Annotated in this window: 19 protein-coding genes; 9 read left to right on the top strand and 10 right to left on the bottom strand. The window is 64.4% G+C overall.

All coding sequences use genetic code 11. The features are described from left to right. Positions 1–47: 47 nt before the first annotated feature. A complete protein-coding gene (locus MKK04_RS17650; RefSeq protein WP_207831144.1) occupies positions 48–305 on the top strand; it encodes a PAAR domain-containing protein in 258 nt (85 codons plus the stop codon). Positions 306–347: 42 nt separating this feature from the next. Here the strand turns inward: MKK04_RS17650 and MKK04_RS17645 are convergent, their stop codons facing one another. After that, positions 348–515 carry a DUF6026 family protein gene (locus MKK04_RS17645; protein WP_013973320.1) on the bottom strand — a complete coding sequence of 56 codons (168 nt, stop codon included), beginning with the start codon at positions 513–515 and terminating at the stop codon, positions 348–350. Positions 516–679: 164 nt separating this feature from the next. Between MKK04_RS17645 and gnd the strand changes: the two genes are divergently transcribed. From gnd to MKK04_RS17625, 4 genes are all read left to right on the top strand, one after another. Further along, positions 680–1702, top strand: a complete 1023-nt coding sequence (gene gnd / locus MKK04_RS17640; protein WP_207831284.1) for a phosphogluconate dehydrogenase (NAD(+)-dependent, decarboxylating) — start codon at positions 680–682, stop codon at positions 1700–1702. Further along, a complete protein-coding gene (gene zwf, locus MKK04_RS17635) occupies positions 1699–3204 on the top strand; it encodes a glucose-6-phosphate dehydrogenase (protein WP_207831146.1) in 1506 nt (501 codons plus the stop codon). Before gnd ends, zwf begins: the two co-directional genes overlap by 4 nt. A gap of 259 nt (positions 3205–3463) precedes the next feature. Then, positions 3464–3820, top strand: a complete 357-nt coding sequence (locus MKK04_RS17630) for a VOC family protein (protein ID WP_063912609.1) — start codon at positions 3464–3466, stop codon at positions 3818–3820. Further along, positions 3820–4440 carry a TetR/AcrR family transcriptional regulator gene (locus MKK04_RS17625; RefSeq protein WP_063913067.1) on the top strand — a complete coding sequence of 207 codons (621 nt, stop codon included), beginning with the start codon at positions 3820–3822 and terminating at the stop codon, positions 4438–4440. The genes MKK04_RS17630 and MKK04_RS17625 overlap by 1 nt, the downstream gene beginning before the upstream one ends. A gap of 130 nt (positions 4441–4570) precedes the next feature. Here MKK04_RS17625 and preA read toward each other — a convergent pair whose 3' ends face one another. From preA to hydA, 3 genes are all read right to left on the bottom strand, one after another. After that, positions 4571–5845 (bottom strand): NAD-dependent dihydropyrimidine dehydrogenase subunit PreA, encoded by a 1275-nt coding sequence (gene preA / locus MKK04_RS17620; RefSeq protein ID WP_207831148.1) that lies wholly within the window; start codon positions 5843–5845, stop codon positions 4571–4573. After that, positions 5846–7213, bottom strand: coding sequence for an NAD(P)-dependent oxidoreductase (locus MKK04_RS17615; RefSeq protein ID WP_233686896.1), 1368 nt, complete (start codon positions 7211–7213; stop codon positions 5846–5848). It abuts the gene before it with no gap. Positions 7214–7310: 97 nt separating this feature from the next. Beyond that, complete coding sequence (gene hydA / locus MKK04_RS17610) at positions 7311–8750, bottom strand: dihydropyrimidinase (protein ID WP_233693643.1); 1440 nt, start codon at positions 8748–8750, stop codon at positions 7311–7313. 341 nt (positions 8751–9091) lie between these two features. Between hydA and MKK04_RS17605 the strand changes: the two genes are divergently transcribed. Further along, positions 9092–10582 carry an NCS1 family nucleobase:cation symporter-1 gene (locus MKK04_RS17605; RefSeq protein ID WP_241105837.1) on the top strand — a complete coding sequence of 497 codons (1491 nt, stop codon included), beginning with the start codon at positions 9092–9094 and terminating at the stop codon, positions 10580–10582. Between the two features lie 137 nt (positions 10583–10719). Then, the gene (locus tag MKK04_RS17600; RefSeq protein WP_241105836.1) at positions 10720–12003 is read left to right on the top strand and encodes a Zn-dependent hydrolase; all 1284 of its coding nucleotides are present in this window, start codon (positions 10720–10722) and stop codon (positions 12001–12003) included. A gap of 41 nt (positions 12004–12044) precedes the next feature. Here the strand turns inward: MKK04_RS17600 and MKK04_RS17595 are convergent, their stop codons facing one another. The 4 genes from MKK04_RS17595 to nhaB all read right to left on the bottom strand — a co-directional run bounded on the left by MKK04_RS17595 (position 12045) and on the right by nhaB (position 16123). After that, on the bottom strand, positions 12045–13004 hold the full coding sequence (locus tag MKK04_RS17595; protein ID WP_241105835.1) for a ribonuclease Z: 960 nt from the start codon (positions 13002–13004) through the stop codon (positions 12045–12047). A gap of 177 nt (positions 13005–13181) precedes the next feature. After that, the gene (locus tag MKK04_RS17590; protein ID WP_207831161.1) at positions 13182–13727 is read right to left on the bottom strand and encodes a lipocalin family protein; all 546 of its coding nucleotides are present in this window, start codon (positions 13725–13727) and stop codon (positions 13182–13184) included. 80 nt (positions 13728–13807) lie between these two features. Continuing rightward, positions 13808–14422, bottom strand: coding sequence for a dihydrofolate reductase family protein (locus MKK04_RS17585; protein ID WP_241105834.1), 615 nt, complete (start codon positions 14420–14422; stop codon positions 13808–13810). Between the two features lie 201 nt (positions 14423–14623). Then, on the bottom strand, positions 14624–16123 hold the full coding sequence (gene nhaB, locus MKK04_RS17580) for a sodium/proton antiporter NhaB (RefSeq protein WP_241105833.1): 1500 nt from the start codon (positions 16121–16123) through the stop codon (positions 14624–14626). 150 nt (positions 16124–16273) lie between these two features. On the opposite strand from nhaB, the gene MKK04_RS17575 reads away from it, so the two are divergent. Next, on the top strand, positions 16274–17086 hold the full coding sequence (locus MKK04_RS17575) for a crotonase/enoyl-CoA hydratase family protein (RefSeq protein ID WP_207831166.1): 813 nt from the start codon (positions 16274–16276) through the stop codon (positions 17084–17086). Positions 17087–17123: 37 nt separating this feature from the next. After that, positions 17124–17954 (top strand): NAD(+) diphosphatase, encoded by an 831-nt coding sequence (nudC, locus tag MKK04_RS17570; protein ID WP_207831167.1) that lies wholly within the window; start codon positions 17124–17126, stop codon positions 17952–17954. A gap of 130 nt (positions 17955–18084) precedes the next feature. Here nudC and MKK04_RS17565 read toward each other — a convergent pair whose 3' ends face one another. Both MKK04_RS17565 and MKK04_RS17560 read right to left on the bottom strand, forming a co-directional pair. Continuing rightward, positions 18085–18864 carry a TSUP family transporter gene (locus tag MKK04_RS17565; RefSeq protein ID WP_063912595.1) on the bottom strand — a complete coding sequence of 260 codons (780 nt, stop codon included), beginning with the start codon at positions 18862–18864 and terminating at the stop codon, positions 18085–18087. Positions 18865–19063: 199 nt separating this feature from the next. Continuing rightward, positions 19064–19894, bottom strand: a complete 831-nt coding sequence (locus MKK04_RS17560) for an alpha/beta fold hydrolase (protein WP_207831173.1) — start codon at positions 19892–19894, stop codon at positions 19064–19066. Positions 19895–19923: the final 29 nt, after the last annotated feature.

Genomic DNA, 19923 nt, shown 5'->3' with positions numbered 1-19923 from the left:
TGCCGGCATGCGTGCCTGGCGCCTCACATGATTCGGGAGTGGCAACAATGCCTGCCATCGTTCTGCTGGGTCACCCTCATCACTGCCCGTCGTGCGGACCGACCAGCATCAGCAGCGGCTCCAGCCTGTTCTTCGTCAACGGCAGGGCAGCCGCCAGGGTTGGCGACAGGCTCGGGTGTGGGGCGGTGATTACCAGCGGCTCGGCACTGATGATGGATGATGGGCAGCCGCTTGCCAGGATCGGCGATGCCACCAGTCATGGCGGTACCCTGGAAAATGGCGATAATAGCTGGCTGCTCGATTGAGCGATGCGGGAGCAGTTCAGCTCCCACAGGGACGGGGCAGGTTCAGAGGCTGACGGCCTTGCCGTCTGTGCGCGCTTGCGCCAGCAGCAGGTTCAGTTGGGCGACCTGTTGGCGCAGTTGGTCACGTTCGTCCTTCAGTTTACGCAGCTCATCACGGCGCACGGAGACATAGAGGGTCTGGGTTGGGGTTGCAGGCATCAAGGTACCCATGAGCACACCTCGCGGTTTTGGCTAGTGACAAGTCAAAGCGTAGACGCTTCACGCGGGCGCATTCTGAATTCTTTCGCAGGCCTTGGGAACTTTTTTGTTTATCGTGGTCTCGCCGTTCGTCGCTGAACCCTCGATCGGTTCGCTGGACTAATCTGAAAAGCTGGATTGTGTTGTCATTTATTTCGAAAGGGGAGCATCGGCTCATGCAACTGGGAATCATCGGGCTGGGCCGCATGGGCGGCAATATCGCAAGGCGCCTGATGCGCGCCGGCCACCGTACTGTGGTGCATGACCGCAACCGTGAGGCCATCGACGGCCTGGAGAGCGAAGGCGCCCAGGGCGCGCACGACCTCGGTGCGCTGGTACAGAAGCTGAAAGCACCGCGTGCGGTGTGGGTAATGCTGCCGGCCGGCGAGCCCACCGAGCAGACCATCGCCCAACTGGCCGAACTGCTGGAACCGGGCGATGCGATCATCGACGGCGGTAACACCTTCTACAAGGACGACGTGCGCCGCGCCGCCGAGCTGGCCAAGCGCGGGCTGCATTACCTGGACGTCGGCACCTCCGGTGGCGTGTGGGGCCTGGACCGTGGCTACTGCATGATGATCGGTGGCGAAAAGGATGTGTTCGAGCGCCTGGAGCCGCTGTTCAAGGCGCTCGCGCCGGGGGTGGGTGACATCCCGCGTACCCATGGCCGCAGCGGCGAGCATCAGCGTGCCGAACACGGCTACATCCACGCCGGCCCACCCGGTGCCGGGCACTACGTGAAAATGGTGCACAACGGCATCGAATACGGCCTGATGCAGGCCTATGCCGAAGGTTTCGACCTGCTGCGCAGCAAGGGCGGCAACGAACTGCCGGAAGACCAGCGTTTCGACCTGAACGTGGCCGAAATCGCCGAAGTGTGGCGGCGTGGCAGCGTGGTCACCTCGTGGCTGCTCGACCTCACTGCCGATGCGCTGGTGGCCGACCCGCAGCTGTCGCAGTTCAGTGGCTCGGTGTCTGACAGTGGCGAAGGCCGCTGGACCATCGACGCCGCCGTCGAGCAGGCGGTGCCGGTGCCGGTACTGTCCAGCGCACTGTTCGCCCGCTTCCGTTCGCGTCAGCAGCAGGGCACCTATGGCGACAAGATTCTCTCGGCCATGCGCCTGGGCTTTGGTGGCCATGTCGAGAAGAAAGGCGAATGACCAAACAGAGTATTCCGGCCGCACCACCCTGCACCCTGTTCCTGTTCGGCGCCAATGGCGACCTGGTCAAGCGCCTGCTGATGCCGGCGCTGTACAACCTCAGCCGTGACGGCTTGCTGGACCGCAACCTGCGCATCGTCGGGGTCGACCACAACCCGGCCACTGCCGAGGAGTTCGCCGGGCGCCTGCATGCCTTCATGGTCGAGCGTGACAAAGGTGGCGAGGACACGACCAAGTGCCTGGACGAGAAGCGCTGGGCACGCCTGGCCAAGCGCCTGGATTACCAGACCGGCGATTTCCTCGACCCGGCCACCTACCAGGCCCTTGCCAGGCGCATCGACACAACCCGCCATGGCAACGCCATCTTCTACCTGGCGACCTCGCCGCGCTTCTTCCCCGAGGTGGCGCAGCGCCTGGGGCAGGCCGGGCTGCTCGACGAATCGGCCGGCGGCTTTCGTCGCGTCGTGGTCGAAAAGCCCTTCGGCACCGACCTGGCCAGCGCCGAAGCGCTCAACGCCTGCCTGCTGAAGGTGATGGGCGAGCGGCAGATCTACCGCATCGACCATTACCTGGGCAAGGAGACGGTGCAGAACATCCTGGTCAGCCGCTTCTCCAACGGTTTGTTCGAATCGTTCTGGAACAACCACTACATCGACCATGTGCAGATCACCGCTGCGGAAACCGTCGGTGTCGAGACCCGAGGCGCGTTCTATGACAGCACCGGGGCGCTGCGCGACATGGTGCCCAACCACTTGTTCCAGTTGTTGGCGATGGTGGCCATGGAGCCCCCGGCCGCGTTCGCCGCTGATGCCGTGCGCAGCGAAAAGGCCAAGGTGATCGGTGCCATCCGCCCATGGTCGGCGAAGATGGCCCTGAAAAACTCCGTGCGTGGCCAGTACAGCGCCGGCAAGCAGGGGCGCAAGCAGTTGCCCGGCTACCGTCAGGAGGCCAACGTTGCGGCCGATAGCCAGACCGAGACCTATGTGGCGCTGAAGGTGATGATCGACAACTGGCGCTGGGCCGGGGTGCCGTTCTACCTGCGTACCGGCAAGCGCATGAGCGTGCGTGACACCGAAATCGCCATTTGCTTCAAGCCTGCGCCTTATGCGCAGTTCCGTGAATCGGAGCTGGAACGGCCCAAGCCCAACTACCTGAAAATCCAGATTCAGCCCAACGAAGGCATGTGGTTCGACCTGCAGGCCAAGCGCCCCGGGCCGGAGCTGGTGATGGAGAATGTCGAGCTGGGCTTTGCCTACAAGGACTTCTTCAAGATGACCCCGGCGACCGGCTACGAGACGCTGATCTACGACTGCCTGACCGGTGACCAGACCTTGTTCCAGCGGGCTGACAACATCGAGAACGGCTGGCGCGCGGTGCAGCCGTTCCTCGATGCCTGGGCCCAGGGCGGCGAGGTGCATGAGTACCCGGCCGGTGAAGACGGGCCCGAGGCCGGCAATGAATTGCTGGCGCGGGACAAGCGGGAGTGGCACAGCTTGGGCTGAGTTTTTGTGAAGCCTGTGCGGGCCTCTTCGCGGGTAAACCCGCTCCCACAGGTACATCACAGGCCTTGAAACCATCGATATCCCTGTGGGAGCGGGTTTACCCGCGAAGAGGCCAGCACAGGCAACCACACAAAGACGTCTCAATGTCCGCCCACATCGAAGACTATGCCCTGATTACCCGGTTGTTTCAGGCTGCCTGATATAAAAGTGTGAAACGACCGGAGTAGACTAGGGCAAACCCTTTCGGCACGGAGCACACATGGGCATTCGCGGTACTGACCGGCAGATCGACAACATCGAGTTCAATGTCAGCGACATCGCACGGAGCAAGGCCTTCTACGGCAGTGTGTTCGGCTGGGCGTTCACCGACTACGGGCCGTCCTACACCGAGTTCAGTGATGGCCGGCTGACCGGTGGCTTCACCACGGGGGAGCCGGTGCGCCCGGGCGGGCCGCTGGTCATCTTGTACGCCGACGATCTGGAGGCTACGCAGCAGCGGATCGAAGCAGCCGGGGCGAAAATCAGCCGGGCCACCTTTGCTTTCCCTGGCGGGCGGCGCTTCCACTTCATCGACCCGGATGGTTATGAGCTGGCGGTGTGGACGGCCCAAGCCTGATGGCCAATCACAAGATCGAAATCCGCCGGCGCAATATCGAGAAGATCCTGCAGGCGGCGGAAAAGGTGTTTGCCGAGAAAGGCTACGGCGCCACCTCGATGGGGGATATCGCCGAGCAGGCCGAGTTGCCGCGTTCCAACCTGCATTACTACTTCAGCACCAAGGACGACCTGTTCCGCGCGGTGCTGCAGGATCTGCTGGATGTGTGGAAGCAGGACGCGCTGTGCTTCGAGAACTTCGACGACCCGCGCGTGGTGCTGACCAGTTACATCCGGGCGAAGATGGGCCATTCGCGCTCGCGGCCGCTGGGTTCGAAGATTTGGGCCGAAGAGATGCTGCACGGGGCGCCGGTACTGGGGGTGAGCCTGGATGAAAGCCTGGTGCCCTGGGCCAAGCTGAAGGAAGCCAAGATCCGCCGCTGGGTGGAGGAGGGGCGCATCCTGCCGGTGGAGCCGTCGGCGCTGTTGTACATGATCTGGGCTTCGACCCAGCACTATGCCGACTTTGGTTACCAGGTGGCATTGCTCAATGGCGGGGAGGCGTTGTCGGACATGGCCTTTGAAAATGCCGTGCAGACGGTGACCAGTGTGATCTTGCGGGGGATCGGGCTGGAGCCTTGAGGTCGGGGCCGCCGCGCGGCCCTTCGCGGGTAAACCCGCTCCCACAGGTGTCTTGCTGCCCTCACAAGCGGCGCGGTCCCTGTGGGAGCGGGTTTACCCGCGAAGGGCTGCGCAGCAGCCCCAATGGGTTTCAGCTGGCCTCGCGGTAGGGGTTACGCGGGTCCTGCGTCCAGTTCAGGTACGGCTTGCCGGTGTCCTGTGCCACCATCTCGATGCAACTCTCCACCGGGCAGGTGATCTGGCACAGGTTGCAGCCTACGCATTCCTCCTCGATCACGTTGTAGGCATGCGTGCCATCCGCCTTCAGCGTGCTGGCAATCGCCTGGTGCGAGGTATCCTCACAGGCAATGTGGCAGCGCCCGCAGCCAATGCATGCCTGCTGGTCGATGTGCGCCACCGACTTGTAGTTCATGTCCAGGTACTTCCAGTCGGTGGTATGCCCCACCGCCTGGCCGCGGAACGCCTCGATATTGCGGTGCCCGTGCTGGTCCATCCAGCGCGCCAGGCCGTCCTTCATGTCCTCGACAATGCGGAAGCCATGCAGCATGGCCGCCGTGCACACCTGCACGGCACCACTGCCCAGGGCCATGAACTCGGCGGCATCACGCCAGCTGCCGATGCCGCCAATGCCGCAGATCGGCAAGCCGTGCGTTTGTGGGTCGCGGGCGATTTCCGCCACCATGTTCAGGGCAATCGGCTTTACTGCCGAACCGCAGTAACCGCCATGGGTGCTCTGGTCACCGACGATGGGGTGGGCGACCATGCGGTCGAGGTCGACGCTGGTGATCGAGTTGATGGTATTGATCAACGACACCGCATCGGCCCCGCCACGATGCGCGGCGCGGGCCGACTGGCGGATGTCGGTGATGTTCGGCGTGAGCTTGACGATCACCGGCAGCGAGCAGTACGTCTTGCACCAGCGGGTAACCATTTCCACGTACTCCGGCACCTGGCCGACTGCCGCGCCCATGCCGCGCTCCGGCATGCCGTGCGGGCAGCCGAAGTTCAGTTCGATGCCATCGGCCCCGGTGGCTTCCACCAGCGGCAGGATGAACTTCCAGGACTGCTCCTCGCACGGCACCATCAGCGACACGATCAGCGCGCGGTCGGGCCAGTCCTTCTTCACCTGGGTGATTTCGCGCAGGTTGATGTCCAGGGAGCGGTCGGTGATGAGCTCGATGTTGTTGATGCCCTGCACCTGGCGGTTGGGGCCATAGTGCGCCGAATAGCGTGACGACACGTTGACCGCCGCCGGGTCTTCGCCCAGGGTCTTCCACACCACGCCGCCCCAGCCGGCCTCGAAGGCGCGGACCACGTTATAGGCCTTGTCGGTTGGCGGTGCGGAGGCCAGCCAGAAGGGGTTGGGTGCCTTGATGCCGGCAAATTCGATGGACAGGTCGGCCATTTACGCAGCCTCCACGTTGAGCATGAGTTGGGCATGGATGGCTTCGGCGGCCAGCTTGCCGTGTTGCACGGCCTGGACGGTCAGGTCCTGGCCCAGGGCGGTGCAGTCGCCGCCGGCATATACGCCTGGCAGGCTGGTCTGCATCGTTTCGTCGACGCGGATGCGCTCGCCGTCGCGTGCCAGTTGTGCGGCCACCGGGTCGCCGAGGCTGGCGTCGTCGAAGCGTTGGCCGATGGCCTTGAAGATGGCATCGGCGGCCAGCTCGAAGGTTTCGCCGGTGTCGCGCAGGTGGCCGCCTGCCAGCTCGGTGCGGGCAAAGCGCATGCCGCGCACCTTGCCGGTGTCGTCCAGCAGCACGGCATCGGGGCGGGCCCAGGTGTGCAGGCGCACCTGGTTGGCCTTGGCGATGTCCTGCTCGTGGCCGGTGGCACCCATGTCGGCATGGCCACGGCGGTACACCAGGTTGACGTCGCGGGCACCCAGGCGGCTCATCTGCACGGCCATGTCGATGGCGGTGTTGCCGGCGCCGATTACCAGGCAGCGGTCGGCCAGGGGCAGCTGCGTCAGGTCATCGGCCTGACGCAGCTCGCGAATGTATTTGGTGGCGGCGAGCAGGCCGGGGGCTTCTTCATCCGGCAGGCCCAGCTGGCGCACGGCATTCAGGCCGAGGCCGAGGAACACTGCGTCGTACTGGTCGCGCAGCTCACCCAGGCCGAGGTTGCTGCCCAGGCGCTGGCCATGGCGGATCTCGATGCCACCGATGCCGAGCAGGAACTCCACTTCACGCTGGGCGTAGTCGTCCACCAGCTTGTAGCGGGCGATACCATACTCGTTGAGGCCACCGGCCTTGTCGCAGGCCTCGAACACCACCACATCATGCCCGTGCATGGCCAGGCGATGGGCGCAGGACAGCCCGGCAGGGCCGGCGCCGACCACGGCGACGCGCTTGCCGGTGGCCGGCGAGCGCTGGAACGGGTGCTCGGTGAAATGGGCGTTGTCCAGGGCATAGCGCTGCAGCTGGCCGATCAGCACCGGTGCGCATTCCTGCGCGTTGTTGCGCACGCAGGCTTGCTGGCAAAGGATTTCGGTGGGGCAGACGCGGGCGCAACTGCCGCCGAGGATGTTGGCCGAGAGGATGCGTTCGGCGGCGCCTTGCAGGTTTTCGTCGCTGATGCGGTGGATGAACGACGGGATGTCGATGTCGCTGGGGCAGGCGTTGACGCAGGGGGCGTCGTAGCAATACAGGCAGCGTGCGCTTTCGACGGCGGCCTGGCGGGCGGTGAGGGGTGGGGCCAGGTCGCTGAAGCGCTCGGCCAGCTGGTCGGCGCCGGCCCGGGGGCGCGGCAAGTGGTTCAGGGCGTCGATCACGGTTGTAGCCTCTCTATTTTTTATGGATGCAGGCGACAAGCATTGCGGTGGTTTCCGGGGCCGCTGCGCGATGGGCTGCGCAGCAGCCCCAATGGCTTCAGCGCTGCACGGGCGTCGGCCGCTGCATTTCGGCCCTGCGCCCCAGCACCTCATACACCGACGGGTACGCCGGCCGCTCCACATACCGCCCCGCGCCCTTTTCCGCGCGCAGGTCGCCATCGGCCCAGAGCACCTTGCCCTGGCTGATGGTGTGGCTGGGGATGCCGCGCACGGTACGGCCTTCGAAGATGTTGAAGTCCACCTGCTGATGGTGGGTCTTGGCCGAGATGGTACGGGTGCCTTGCGGGTCCCACAGCACCAGGTCGGCGTCGGCGCCAACACGAATGGCGCCCTTGCGCGGGAACAGGTTGAAGATTTTCGCGGTGTTGGTGGAGGTCAGCGCGACGAACTCATGCACCGACAGGCGCCCGCTGTTCACCCCGGCATCCCACAGCACCGCCATGCGGTCCTCGATGCCGGCAGTGCCGTTGGGGATACGGCTGAAGTCGTCACGGCCCATGGCTTTCTGTTCGGCGCAGAAGCAGCAATGGTCGGTGGCGGTGGTGTGCAGGTTGCCCGACTGCAGCCCGCGCCACAGCGCCTCCTGGTGTTCGCGCGGGCGGAACGGTGGGCTCATCACGTAGCCTGCGGCGGTGGCCCAGTCCGGGTCACGGTAGACGCTGTCATCCAGCAGCAGATGGCCGGGCAGGACCTCGCCGTACACCGGTTGACCCTTGCCCCTGGCATAGGCGATTTCATCCAGCGCTTCGCGGCTGGAAACATGCACCAGGTACAGCGGCGTACCCAGCGTTTCGGCAATGCGGATGGCGCGGCTGGCCGCCTCGCCCTCGACCTGGGAGGGGCGTGACAGCGGGTGGGCTTCCGGCCCGGTCAGGCCCTGGGCCAGCAGTTTTTTCTGCAGGTGGTACACCAGTTCGCCGTTCTCGGCATGCACGGTGGGCACCGCACCCAGTTGCAGGCAGCGCTCGAAACTGGCCACCAGGGTGTCGTCGGCGGCCATGATCGCATTCTTGTAGGCCATGAAGTGCTTGAAGCTGTTCACCCCGTGTTTGGCCACCAGTTCGCCCATCTCTTCGGCCACCTGCTCGCTCCACCAGGTAATGGCGACATGGAAGCCATAGTCGCTGGCGCTTTTCTGCGCCCAGCCGCGCCAGGTGTGGAACGCCTCCAGCAACGACTGCTGCGGGTTGGGGATGACGAAGTCGATGATCGAGGTGGTGCCACCGGCCAGGCCCGCAGCGGTGCCGCTGAAGAAGTCCTCGCTGGCCACCGTGCCCATGAACGGCAGTTGCATATGGGTGTGCGGGTCGATGCCGCCGGGCATCAGGTACTGGCCGCTGCCGTCGAGGATCTCGCAGTCGGTGGGTGGTTCAAGGTTTTGCCCGATGGCGCGGATCAGGCCATCGGCACACAGGACATCGGCGGGGTAACTCTCTTCGTGGGTGACCACGGTGGCGCCACGGATCAACAGGGACATGCCGTTTTCCTCGCAGGCTGACCGGTCTGGGCCGGTTCTTGGAATTTTCTTGGTACAGGGCGGGCAGGGTGGTTAATCCTGTCAGGCCTGACAAGATTGGAGGCTAGATGCTGATCCTCGATTCATCAAGAAAATTTTCCCATTAATTTTGTGGTTTTTAAGTGATTGAAATTAGAGGATTAAATTGTTTTATGGCGCTGACTATGGGGCTTTTGAAAACTTTGACTGACTTGACAAGATGAAAATCTGGTCAAGATTTTCAAGCACATAAAGCGTGTGTACTCCGGCCATCGCAATAGCCCGGTGGGCAAACAACTACAAGAAAATCTGGAGAAAGCCCCATGCAGCAGAGCAGATCGGAAGTGGTCGAGCAGGATGGCCTGTTCGAGCTGTCCGAGGGCAGCGATGTCCTCGACAGCCCGCGCTACAACCACGACATCGCCCCGACCAAGGTGCACCAGCGCACCTGGAACAAATGGCACATCACCGCCCTGTGGGTGGGCATGTCCATCTGCGTGCCCACCTACACCCTCGGCGGCGTGCTCACCGCCTACTTCGGCCTCAGCGTGGGCGAGGCCTTGCTGGCGATTCTGCTGGCCAACCTGATCGTGCTGATCCCGCTCACCCTCAACGCCTTCCCCGGTACCAAGTACGGCATCCCGTTCCCGGTGCTGCTGCGATCGTCGTTCGGCATTATCGGCTCCAACGTGCCATGCCTGATCCGCGCGGTGGTCGCCTGTGGCTGGTTCGGCATCCAGACCATGTTCGGCGGCCTGGCCATCCACCTGTTCCTCGGCTCGGTGTTCGACGGCTGGAAGGCCCTGGGCGGCACCGGCGAGGTGATCGGCTTCATGATCTTCTGGTGCCTGAACCTGTGGGTGGTGCTGCGTGGCGCCGAGTCGATCAAGTGGCTCGAAACGCTGTCGGCGCCGCTGCTGGTGGCAGTGGGCGTCGGCCTGCTGTTCTGGGCCTTGCCGCACATGTCGATGACCGAACTGCTGGCCCAGCCGCCCAAGCGCCCGGAAGGGGCGAGCATGCTCGGCTACTTCTGCGCCGGGCTTACCGCCATGGTCGGTTTCTGGGCCACGCTATCGCTGAACATTCCCGACTTCAGCCGCTACGCCCGCAGCCAGAAGGACCAGATTCTCGGGCAGATCTTCGGCTTGCCGCTGACCATGTTCCTGTTCGCCGCGCTGGGCGTGGTGCTGACCGCTGCCTCGGCGTCGCTGGTTGGCGAGACCGTGTCCGACCCGGTCAGCCTGATCGGCAAGATCCACAGCCCGTTCTGGGTGGCCCTGGCCATGGCGCTGATCGTGATCGCCACGCTGTCGACCAACACTGCGGCGAACATCGTGTCGCCGACCAACGACTTCCAGAACATCGCCCCACGCCTGATCGGGCGCAGCCGCGCGGTGTGGCTTACCGGCTTCATCGGCCTGGCGCTGATGGGCCATGAGTTGCTGAAGAAGCTGGGCTGGATCGTCTCCGACCTGAGCCTGGAGAGCGTGTACTCCAACTGGCTGTTGGGCTATTCCAGCCTGCTGGGGCCGATCGCCGGGATCATGGTGGTGGACTACTTCCTGATCCGCCAGCAGAAGCTGGACCTGGCCGGGTTGTACCGCGACGACGTGTACCCGGCATGGAACCGGGCCGGGTTTGCCGCCTTTGCGCTGCCGGTGGCGCTGACCGTGATGGCCATTGGCAACAGCAGTTTCAGCTGGTTCTACGACTACGGCTGGTTCACCGGTTCGCTGCTGGGCGGGGCGCTGTATTACCTCTTTGCCGGCGTGCTGGCGCGCAGCCCGGCGCGGGTGGCCAAGCCTTTGCCGTGAGACCGCGCTGGCTCCTTCGCGGGTAAACCCGCTCCCACAGGTAAAGCGCTGACCTCGGGACCTGCGCTGTACCTGTGGGAGCGGGTTTACCCGCGAAGAGGCCGGCACAGACAACAAAAATGCCTGAGGAAAACCCCATGACCCCAGCTCAACAAGTACTGCAATCCAGCCAGCACCACATCGACAGCACCCGCCTGTGGCGATCCCTGATGGACCTGGCCCGCCTCGGTGCCACCGCCAAGGGCGGCGTGTGCCGCCTGGCCCTGACCGACCTCGATCGCCAGGCCCGCGACCTGTTCGTGCAATGGTGCGAGGCCGCCGGTTGCTCGGTCAGCATCGACGCCGTCGGCAACATCTTCGCCCGTCGCCCGGGGCGTAACCCCAAGCTGCCCCCGGTGATGACCGGCAGCCATATCGACACCCAACCCACCGGTGGCAAGTTCGACGGCTGCTTCGGGGTGATGGCCGGGCTGGAGGTGATCCGCACCCTCAATGACCTGGGCGTGGAAACCGAAGCGCCGCTGGAAGTGGTGGTGTGGACCAACGAGGAAGGTTCGCGCTTTGCGCCGTGCATGATGGGTTCGGGGGTGTTCGCCGGCAAGTTCACCCTGGAGGAAACCCTGGCCAAGCGTGACGCCCAGGGTGTCAGCGTTGGCGAGGCGTTGAACGCCATCGGCTACGACGGCCCGCGCGCTGTATCAGGCCACCCGGTGGGGGCCTATTTTGAAGCGCACATCGAGCAGGGTCCGATCCTCGAAGATCAGGCCAGGACCATCGGCGTGGTGCTGGGCGCATTGGGCCAGAAGTGGTTCGACCTGACCCTGCGCGGTGTCGAGGCCCATGCCGGCCCGACGCCGATGCACCTGCGCAAGGACGCCTTGGTCGGTGCGGCGGCGGTGGTGGAGGCAGTCAACCACACTGCCCTCGGTCACCAGCCCCATGCCTGTGGCACGGTGGGTTGCCTGCAGGCCTACCCGGGCTCGCGCAACGTGATCCCGGGCGAAGTGCGCATGACCCTGGACTTCCGTCATCTGGAGGGTGAGCAACTGGATGCGATGATTGCCGATGTGCGCGCGGTGATCGAGGCGACCTGTGCCAGGCATGGCCTGAGCTACGAACTGGTACCCACGGCCGATTTCCCGGCGCTGTACTTCGACCAAGGGTGTGTCGATGCCGTGCGCGAGTCGGCGCAGGCGCTGGGCCTGCCGCACATGGACATCGTCAGCGGGGCGGGGCACGACGCGATCTTCCTGGCCGAGCTGGGGCCGGCGGGTATGATTTTCGTGCCGTGCGAGAACGGTATCAGCCATAACGAGATCGAGAACGCCACGCCCGAGGACCTGGCGGCGGGCTGCGCGGTGTTGCTGCGCGCGATGCTGGCGGCGTCGGAGGCGATTGCCAGCGGGCGGTTGGCGGCATAGTGGAGCGGCGGGTTGTGGCGAGCACCTGCGAGCTCCACAATTCATCCCGCGGGCTCAAGACGGCCATCGCGCCCAATGTGATAACGCTGCAGGTCCTGCGCCAGAACCAGCCGCCCGCTATAGTGGGCCAACGCCTCGGCACGCACATCGTCGATGCTCGGGCTGCGCCGTGAGTCGTGCTGGTAGCGGGCGCTGAAGTGCGTCAGTACCAGGTTGCGCACGCCCGCAGCTTCGGCAAAGCGTGCCACCGCAGCCGCGGTGCTGTGGCCGAAGGTGACCCCCGTGCGCTCGACCACCGCCTGGGTGAACGTGGCTTCGTGTACCAGCACGTCCGCCCCCCTGGCGGCATCGGCCAATAGCGCGGGGGTGTCGTTGTCGCCGCACACGATCACCCGCCGTGGCGGGCGCGAAGGGCGCAAGTAATCACTGCCGTGCAGCAGCTGCCCGCCATGCTGCACCGTCAGGCCCTTGGCCAGGTCGCCCCACAGCGGGCCACGGGGTATGCCTTTTGCTTCCAGACGCGGGATGTCCAGGCGCGGTTCGGGGTTGAGTTCGGTGAACACGAAGCCGACGCTCGGCACCCGGTGCGACAACTGCACGCTGGTCACCTGCACGGCTTCACTGCGCCACTCCACCAGGTCTTCAACGGCCAGCAGGCGCAGTTCGAACGGCAGGAAGGTATCGCTGGCCACCAGCCCCTGGCGCACCCAGTCGTGCAGGGCGGTGGGCAATACAAGGTCCAGCGGCTGGGTGCGCCCGCTCATGCCGGCACTAGCCAGCAGGCCCGGCAGGCCGAAGCAATGGTCGCCGTGCACGTGGGTGATGAAGATGGCGCGCAGGTCGCGGATCGACAGCGGCGTGTGCAGCAGTTGGTGCTGGGTGCCTTCGCCACAGTCGACCAGGTACCAGTGGCTGCCACTGGCTTCGATCACAGCGGTGGCGCTGACGTTGCGTGCCTTGGTCGGCACGCCGGCGGAGGTGCCCAGGAACAGCAAATCCATGGTCTGGCTCCTTGTTTCAGCCCGGCAGCGACGCTTGTACCAGCGGGCCGATATGCATCAGGCGGATACAAGGTGCTTGTGGCGGCTTGGTACTCAACGGGCTCGTTCCTTCGAGGTGATACGGGGCGCACACCTTAGCCGGATTGCCGCATGTCGTCGATGGCCCGCCAGGTTTGCCTACTCGGCCTGTCGCCAGATGAGCTTGCTGGTGTCATAGCCTTGCTCACGGGCGATCATCAGCAGTTGCTCGCGCAGTTGGTCGGTGACCGCGGGCGTGCGCGAAAGCAGCCACAGGTATTCGCGGTTCGGGTGGCCGACCAAGGCCACGCGGTAGTCCTGATCGTGGTACAGCACCCAGTACTCGCCCTTGGCCAGGCCGGGCGCAAGGCGGCTGAACCAGTTGTCGAAGCGCACCCAGAGCTTGTCGGTGCTACCCGGTTGCTGGGCTTCGGCGATGCCCTTGGCCTGGTTCCACTGGCCGTCCTTTTCCTGGCAGCGGTTGGTCACGTCGAGGCGGCCGTCCTCTCGCAGACCGTAGTGCGCCTCGGACTGCACGCAGTTGCGCTGGAAGAACATCGGCAGCCGCGCGAGTTCGTACCAGGTGCCCTGGTAACGTTGCAGGTCGACCTGCTGGGTACGCGGCGGTGCCGGGTGGTCGTTGCCGGCGCAGCCGAGCAGGGCCAGGGTCATGCAGGAAAGCAGCAACGTGGTGCGTAGCGCCATGGTGAACCTCCTTGATACGGACGGGGCTTACCTGTGTTTCGATGCGGGCGAGAGGCAAAAGTTGTACGGGATTGTAGCTTTCAGAACGAACCGGTCTGCACTTCGCCTGCGCGCACGTAGCGGGCGATGACCACGCCCTTGGGCGAAACCTGCGAGTGCTGCAGGGTGAAGGCCGCCGCTGCCGCATCGTCGCCGAACAGGCGTTTGCCGTGGCCGAGCAGCAGCGGGTGGATCAGCAGTTGCAGTTCATCGACCAGGCCTGCCGCCAGCAGTTGCTGTACCAGTTCGCTGCTGCCCTGGGTCAGCAGGTTGGCGCCGTCCTGCTGTTTCAGCGTGCGAACCGCTGCGGTGATGTCCGCGCCCAGGGCATGGCTGTTGTGCCAGTCGAGGGTTGAGGGGTTGTGGGTGGCCACGTGCTTGGGCACGCTGTTGAACAGGTTGGCGATGGAGAAGTCTTCCGAGCTGTCTTTGATGTCAGGCCAGTAGCCGGCGAAGATGTCGTAGGTGCGCCGGCCCAGTAGCAGTTCGAAGGGCTCGCTGAACAGGGCCTGCATGGCCTGGCCGAAGACTTCCTCTGCATACGGCACGATCCAGCCGCCGTAGGTGAAGCCGCCGCTGGTGTCTTCCTGCGGGCCGCCGGGGGCCTGCATGACACCGTCGAGGCTGATGAAGGCGGCTACGATGAGTTTGCGCATGGGGACTCTCCTGTTGGCAGCCGGGGTGGCTGTGGGCATGGGATAGTCGAATGGCAGGCAGCAGAATCGACAGGGCTGTTTGAGTGGTCTGCACTGGCCCTTTCGCGGGTAAACCCGCTCCCACAGGAACTCCACAGTTTCGCAGGCTGTGCAGTACCTGTGGGAGCGGGTTCACCCGCGAAGAGGCCGGTACAGGCTACATCACAGCCAGTAGGTCACCGCCCACCACCCCAGGCCACCCATCACTACGGTATAGGGCAAGGCCATCCACACCATCCGCCCATACGACAGCCGGATCAGCGGTGCAATCGCCGACGTCAGCAGGAACAGGAACGCCGCCTGCCCATTCGGTGTCGCCACACTGGGCAGGTTGGTACCGGTGTTGATTGCCACCGCCAGCGTCTCGAAATGCTCACGGCTCATGCCGCCATTGAGGAACGCCTGCTTCACCTCGGTGATGTAGATAGTGGCGACGAATACGTTGTCGCTGATCGCCGACAGCAGGCCGTTGGCCAGGTACAGCATGCCCGGCTGCTGCTCGGCCGGCAGCGCCAGCACCCAGGCAATCAACGGGCTGAACAGCTGCTGTTGATGAATCACCGCCACCACGGCAAAGAACACCACCAGCAATGCGGTGAACGGCATGGCGTCCTGGAAGGCACGGCCCAGGCGGTGTTCGTCAGTGATGCCGGTAAAGGCCGTGATCAGCACGATCACCATCAGGCCGATCAGGCCGACCTCGGCAACGTGCAGCCCCAGGCAGACGATCAGGATCAGTGCGGCGAACCCTTGCACCCACAGCGCAATGCGTTGGGCCGTGGTGCGCGCAGCATCGTCCTCGGCGGCGTAGGCGGCCAGCACCTGGCGCACTGGCTCGGGCATCAGCGTGCCATAGCCGAACAGGCGCAGCTTCTCCAGCAGCACGCAGGTCAGCAGGCCGGCGCCCAGCACCGGCAGCGACACCGGTGCCACCTTCAGGAAGAAATCGGCAAAGTGCCAGCCCATTTCGTGGCCAATCAGCAGGTTCTGCGGCTCGCCCACCAGCGTACACACGCCGCCCAGGGCGGTACCCACCGCGCCATGCATCAGCAGGCTGCGCAGGAAGGCGCGGAACTGGTCGAGGTCTTCACGGTGCAACTGTGCGATCTGCTGGTCGCTGTCCAGTGCACCGTCTTCGCGCGGGTTGGCCCCGGAGGTGACGCGGTGGTAGACCGCATAGAAGCCGACCGCGGCGCTGATGATCACGGCGGTCACGGTCAGCGCATCGAGAAACGCTGAGAGGAATGCCGACAGCACGCAGAACAGCAACGCCAGGGTCGCCTTCGAACGCACCCCCAGCAAAATGCGCGAGAACAGGAACAGCAGCAGTTCCTTCATGAAGTGGATGCCCGCAACCATGAACATCAGCAGCAGGATCACCGGGAAGTTGTGCTGCAACTCTTCGTACAGGGTTTGCGGGGTGGTCATCTGCAACAACAGGGCTTCGACCAGCAGCAGGCCGCCGGGCATCAGCGGGTAGCACTTCAGGGCCATGCCCAGGGTGAAGATGAATTCGAGCACCAGTGCCCAGCCGGCCGCGACCGGGCCAACGGTCAGCAGCAGCGGGTTGAGCACCAGGAACAGGCAGATGACTGCCTTGTACCAAAGCGGCGACTGGCCCAGAAAGCTGTGGGCGAGGGCGCCGGTCAGGGAGCGCGACATGAATTTGTATCCTTATGATTCGGCGATGGCGCACGGTGCCGGATCAGCGCGTCTTAGGCAAGGCGTAAAGTCCCGTTTTTGGCACAAGTGCGGTCATCGGGCTGGGTTACCATCCGTGCCATGAACCCTTCACCCGCAGGAGTGCCGCCCGTGACCGAGTACAGCGCATTCAAGGTCGAACTGACCGACAGCATTGCCCATGTTCAGATCAACCGCCCGGAAAAGGTCAATGCGATGAATGCGGCCTTCTGGGAGGAGATCACCGACATCTTCCAGTGGGTCGATGACACCGACGCGGTGCGGGTGGTGGTGATCAGCGGTGCCGGCAAGCATTTTTCCGCCGGTATCGACCTGATGATGCTGGCCTCGCTGGCCGGGCAGATGGGCAAGGACGTGGGCCGCAATGCGCGCTTCCTGCGCAGCACCATCTTGCGCCTGCAGGCGTCGTTCAATGCCGTGGACAAATGCCGCAAGCCGGTACTGGCAGCGGTGCAGGGTTACTGCATTGGCGGTGCCATCGACCTTATCTCGGCCTGCGACATGCGCTACTGCAGCAGCGACGCGCAGTTCTCGATCAAGGAAATCGACATGGGCATGGCCGCCGATGTCGGCACACTGCAACGTTTGCCTCGTATCATCGGTGACGGCATGATGCGTGAGCTGGCCTTCACCGGGCGCAATGTCGAGGCCGAAGAGGCGCTGCGCATTGGCCTGGTCAACCGGGTCTATGATGATCAGGCCGCGCTGATGGACGGGGTCTTTGCCATCGCCCGCGAGATTGCCGCAAAATCGCCGATCGCCGTGGCCGGCACCAAGGAAATGCTCAGCTACATGCGTGACCATCGCATCGACGATGGCCTGGAGTACATCGCCACCTGGAACGCCGCGATGCTGCAGTCCGAAGACCTGCGCGTGGCAGTGGCGGCGCACATGAGCAAACAGAAACCGACGTTCGCCGACTGATCAGGCCGGGGGACGCGCAGTAAAGGAACCCCCCGACATGTCAGCACGCTGGACTACCGCAGTACTCGACCCGCAGATCACCGGGGGGCTGGCCGTGGCCCGCAGCCCGGAAGGGTTCCTGGTGGACGACAACGGCGCGCTGTTCCCCCGCGACTGGCTCAAGCGCCAGGACCTCGATGTGTTGTGCGAGCACGGCATTGGCCACTTCGACGGCCAGCCGGTGTTCCTGCTGGAGCTGCGCAGCGCCACCGACGTGCCCGGTTGCGCCTGGCGAGGATTGCGCGCGTTCATGCTCGAAGGTGACTTCGATACCTACACAGTGCTGGGCTATGCCGCACAGATCGGCACCTGGGCCCGTGAGCACCGCTTCTGCGGCAGCTGCGGCCAGGCGATGACGCAGATTCGCTGGGAGCGGGCAATGTACTGCCAGCCCTGCGACCTGCGCAGCTACCCGCGCATTTCACCGAGCATGATCGTGCTGGTGACCCGTGGCGACGAAATCCTGCTGGCGCGCTCGCCGCGTTTCGTCACCGGGGTATACAGCACGTTGGCAGGCTTCGCCGAACCGGGCGAGTCGGCCGAGGACTGCCTGGTGCGCGAAGTGCGTGAAGAAGTGGCGGTGGAGGTGCAGAACATCCAGTACGTCGGCAGCCAGTGCTGGCCGTTCCCGCATTCGATGATGCTGGGCTTCCATGCCGAGTATGCCGGCGGCGATATCGTCATGCAGCCGGACGAGATCGAGGACGCCAGGTGGTTCAGCGTCCACGACCTGCCGCCGCTGCCGGCCGGGCGTTCGATTGCCCGGTACCTGATCGACCTTTATGTTGCACGGCGGCTGGGCTGTGATATCCCTGCTTTCCCGTCCTAGCTGCAGTGAGAAATGTTCTCCGACTAGGCGCAGGGCGCAGGCAATGGTCATTCCATTGCCAAGTCCTGCAACGACGGCGGAGGACATTTCTCGCGCAGATAGGGCGGGTAAGCAGGGGTATCACAGCCCATCAGGCTTGCCCGAACCAGTGCTGCCACGCCAGGCGCACGGTCAATGCCAGCACCACGGTGATGAACACCGGGCGGATGAACTTGCTGCCGCCACTGATCGCCGTGCGTGCGCCGAAGAACGCGCCGACCATCACCGACAGGCCCATGCACAGGCCGACGATGTAGTCCACCTGCCCGGAAATGATGAACACCGTCAGCGCCGCGATGTTGCTGACGAAGTTCATGCTGCGCGCCACGCCGCTGGCACGGACCAGGTCGATGGGGTACAGCAGCAAGGTGCTGACCGTCCAGAACGCCCCGGTACCCGGGCCGGCCACGCCGTCATAGAAGCCCAGGGTGAAGCCTTGCGGTACTTGCCACTTTTTCCTGATCGGTGCATCGGCATCCAGCGGTGCCTTGGGCGTGCCGCCGAACAGCAGGTAGACACCACAGGCGAAGACGATCACCGGTAGCATCTTGTTCAGCCATTCGGCCGGCATGTAGTGGGCGATGACCGCGCCGAGCAAGGCCCCGGTCAAGGTGGCGAACAAGGCGGGGCGCCATTGTGCCGGGTGGAACAGCTTGCGCCTGTAGTAGGTGAAGCCGGCGGTGGCCGAGCCGAAGGTGGAGCTGAGCTTGTTGGTACCCAGTACCAGGTGCGGTGGCATGCCGGCGGTGAGTAGCGCCGGGGTGGTGAGCAGGCCGCCACCGCCGGCGATGGCATCGATGAAACCGGCGACGAAGGCGACCAGGGCCAGGATCAGCAGGGTGAGGGGTTCTACGGTGAGTTCGAAGGGCATGGGGTTTTGGCAGGCAGGGAGGCAAGGGGCGGCAAAGGGCCGCACTAGAAGCGTGACATGGTAATCCTGGGGGAGGTGTGTTGCCAGTGCCGGCCTCTTCGCGGGTAAACCCGCTCCCACAGGTACTACACATTTCAAGACCTGTGCAGTACCTGTGGGAGCGGGTTTACCCGCGAAGAGGCCGGTGCAGGCGATCACATCAGCTACGGATAAACGCCAGCAAATCCGCATTGATCACATCGGCATGGGTGGTCGGCATGCCATGCGGGTAGCCCTGGTAGGTCTTCAGTGTGCCATTGGGCAGCAGCTTGGCCGACAGCAGCCCGGAGTTCTCATACGGCACGATCTGGTCGTCGTCGCCATGCATCACCAGCACCGGCTGGGTAATGCCCTTCAGGTCTTCGGTGAAGTCGGTCTGGGAAAACGCCACGATGCCATCGTAATGGGCCTTGGCGCTGCCGATCATGCCCTGGCGCCACCAGTTGCCGATGATGCCTTCGCTGGCGTCGACACCGGGGCGGTTGTAGCCGTAGAACGGCCCTGCCGGCACATCCCGGTAGAACTGCGCGCGGTTGCTGGCGACCTGGGCCTGGAAGCCGTCGAAAACGGATTTGGGCAGGCCACCGGGATTATCGGGAGTCTGCACCATCAACGGCGGTACGGCGGCGATCAGCACGGCCTTGGCCACCTTGTCTGCAGGGTGTCGGGCCATGTAGCGCACCACCTCACCGCCACCGGTCGAGTGGCCGACATGCACGGCGCCCTGAATGCCCAGGTGGGCCACCACTGCGGCTACGTCGTCGGCGTAGTGGTCCATGTCGTGGCCGTCCCATACCTGGCTGGAGCGGCCATGGCCGCGGCGGTCGTGGGCGACCACGCGGTAACCGTGGGCGAGGAAGAACAGCATCTGCGCGTCCCAGTCGTCGGCACTGAGCGGCCAGCCGTGGTGGAAGTGGATGACCGGCGCATCGCGCGGGCCCCAGTCCTTGTAGAAGATCTGTACGCCGTCCTTCGTGGTTACATAGCTCATGGTCGGGTCTCCTGTGTGCAGGAAGCGAA

It is taken from the genome of Pseudomonas sp. LS.1a, from assembly GCF_022533585.1.
Lineage (GTDB): Bacteria > Pseudomonadota > Gammaproteobacteria > Pseudomonadales > Pseudomonadaceae > Aquipseudomonas.
The sequence above is the reverse complement of the archived record's forward strand: the minus strand, read 5'-3'. Positions and strand labels throughout refer to the sequence as shown.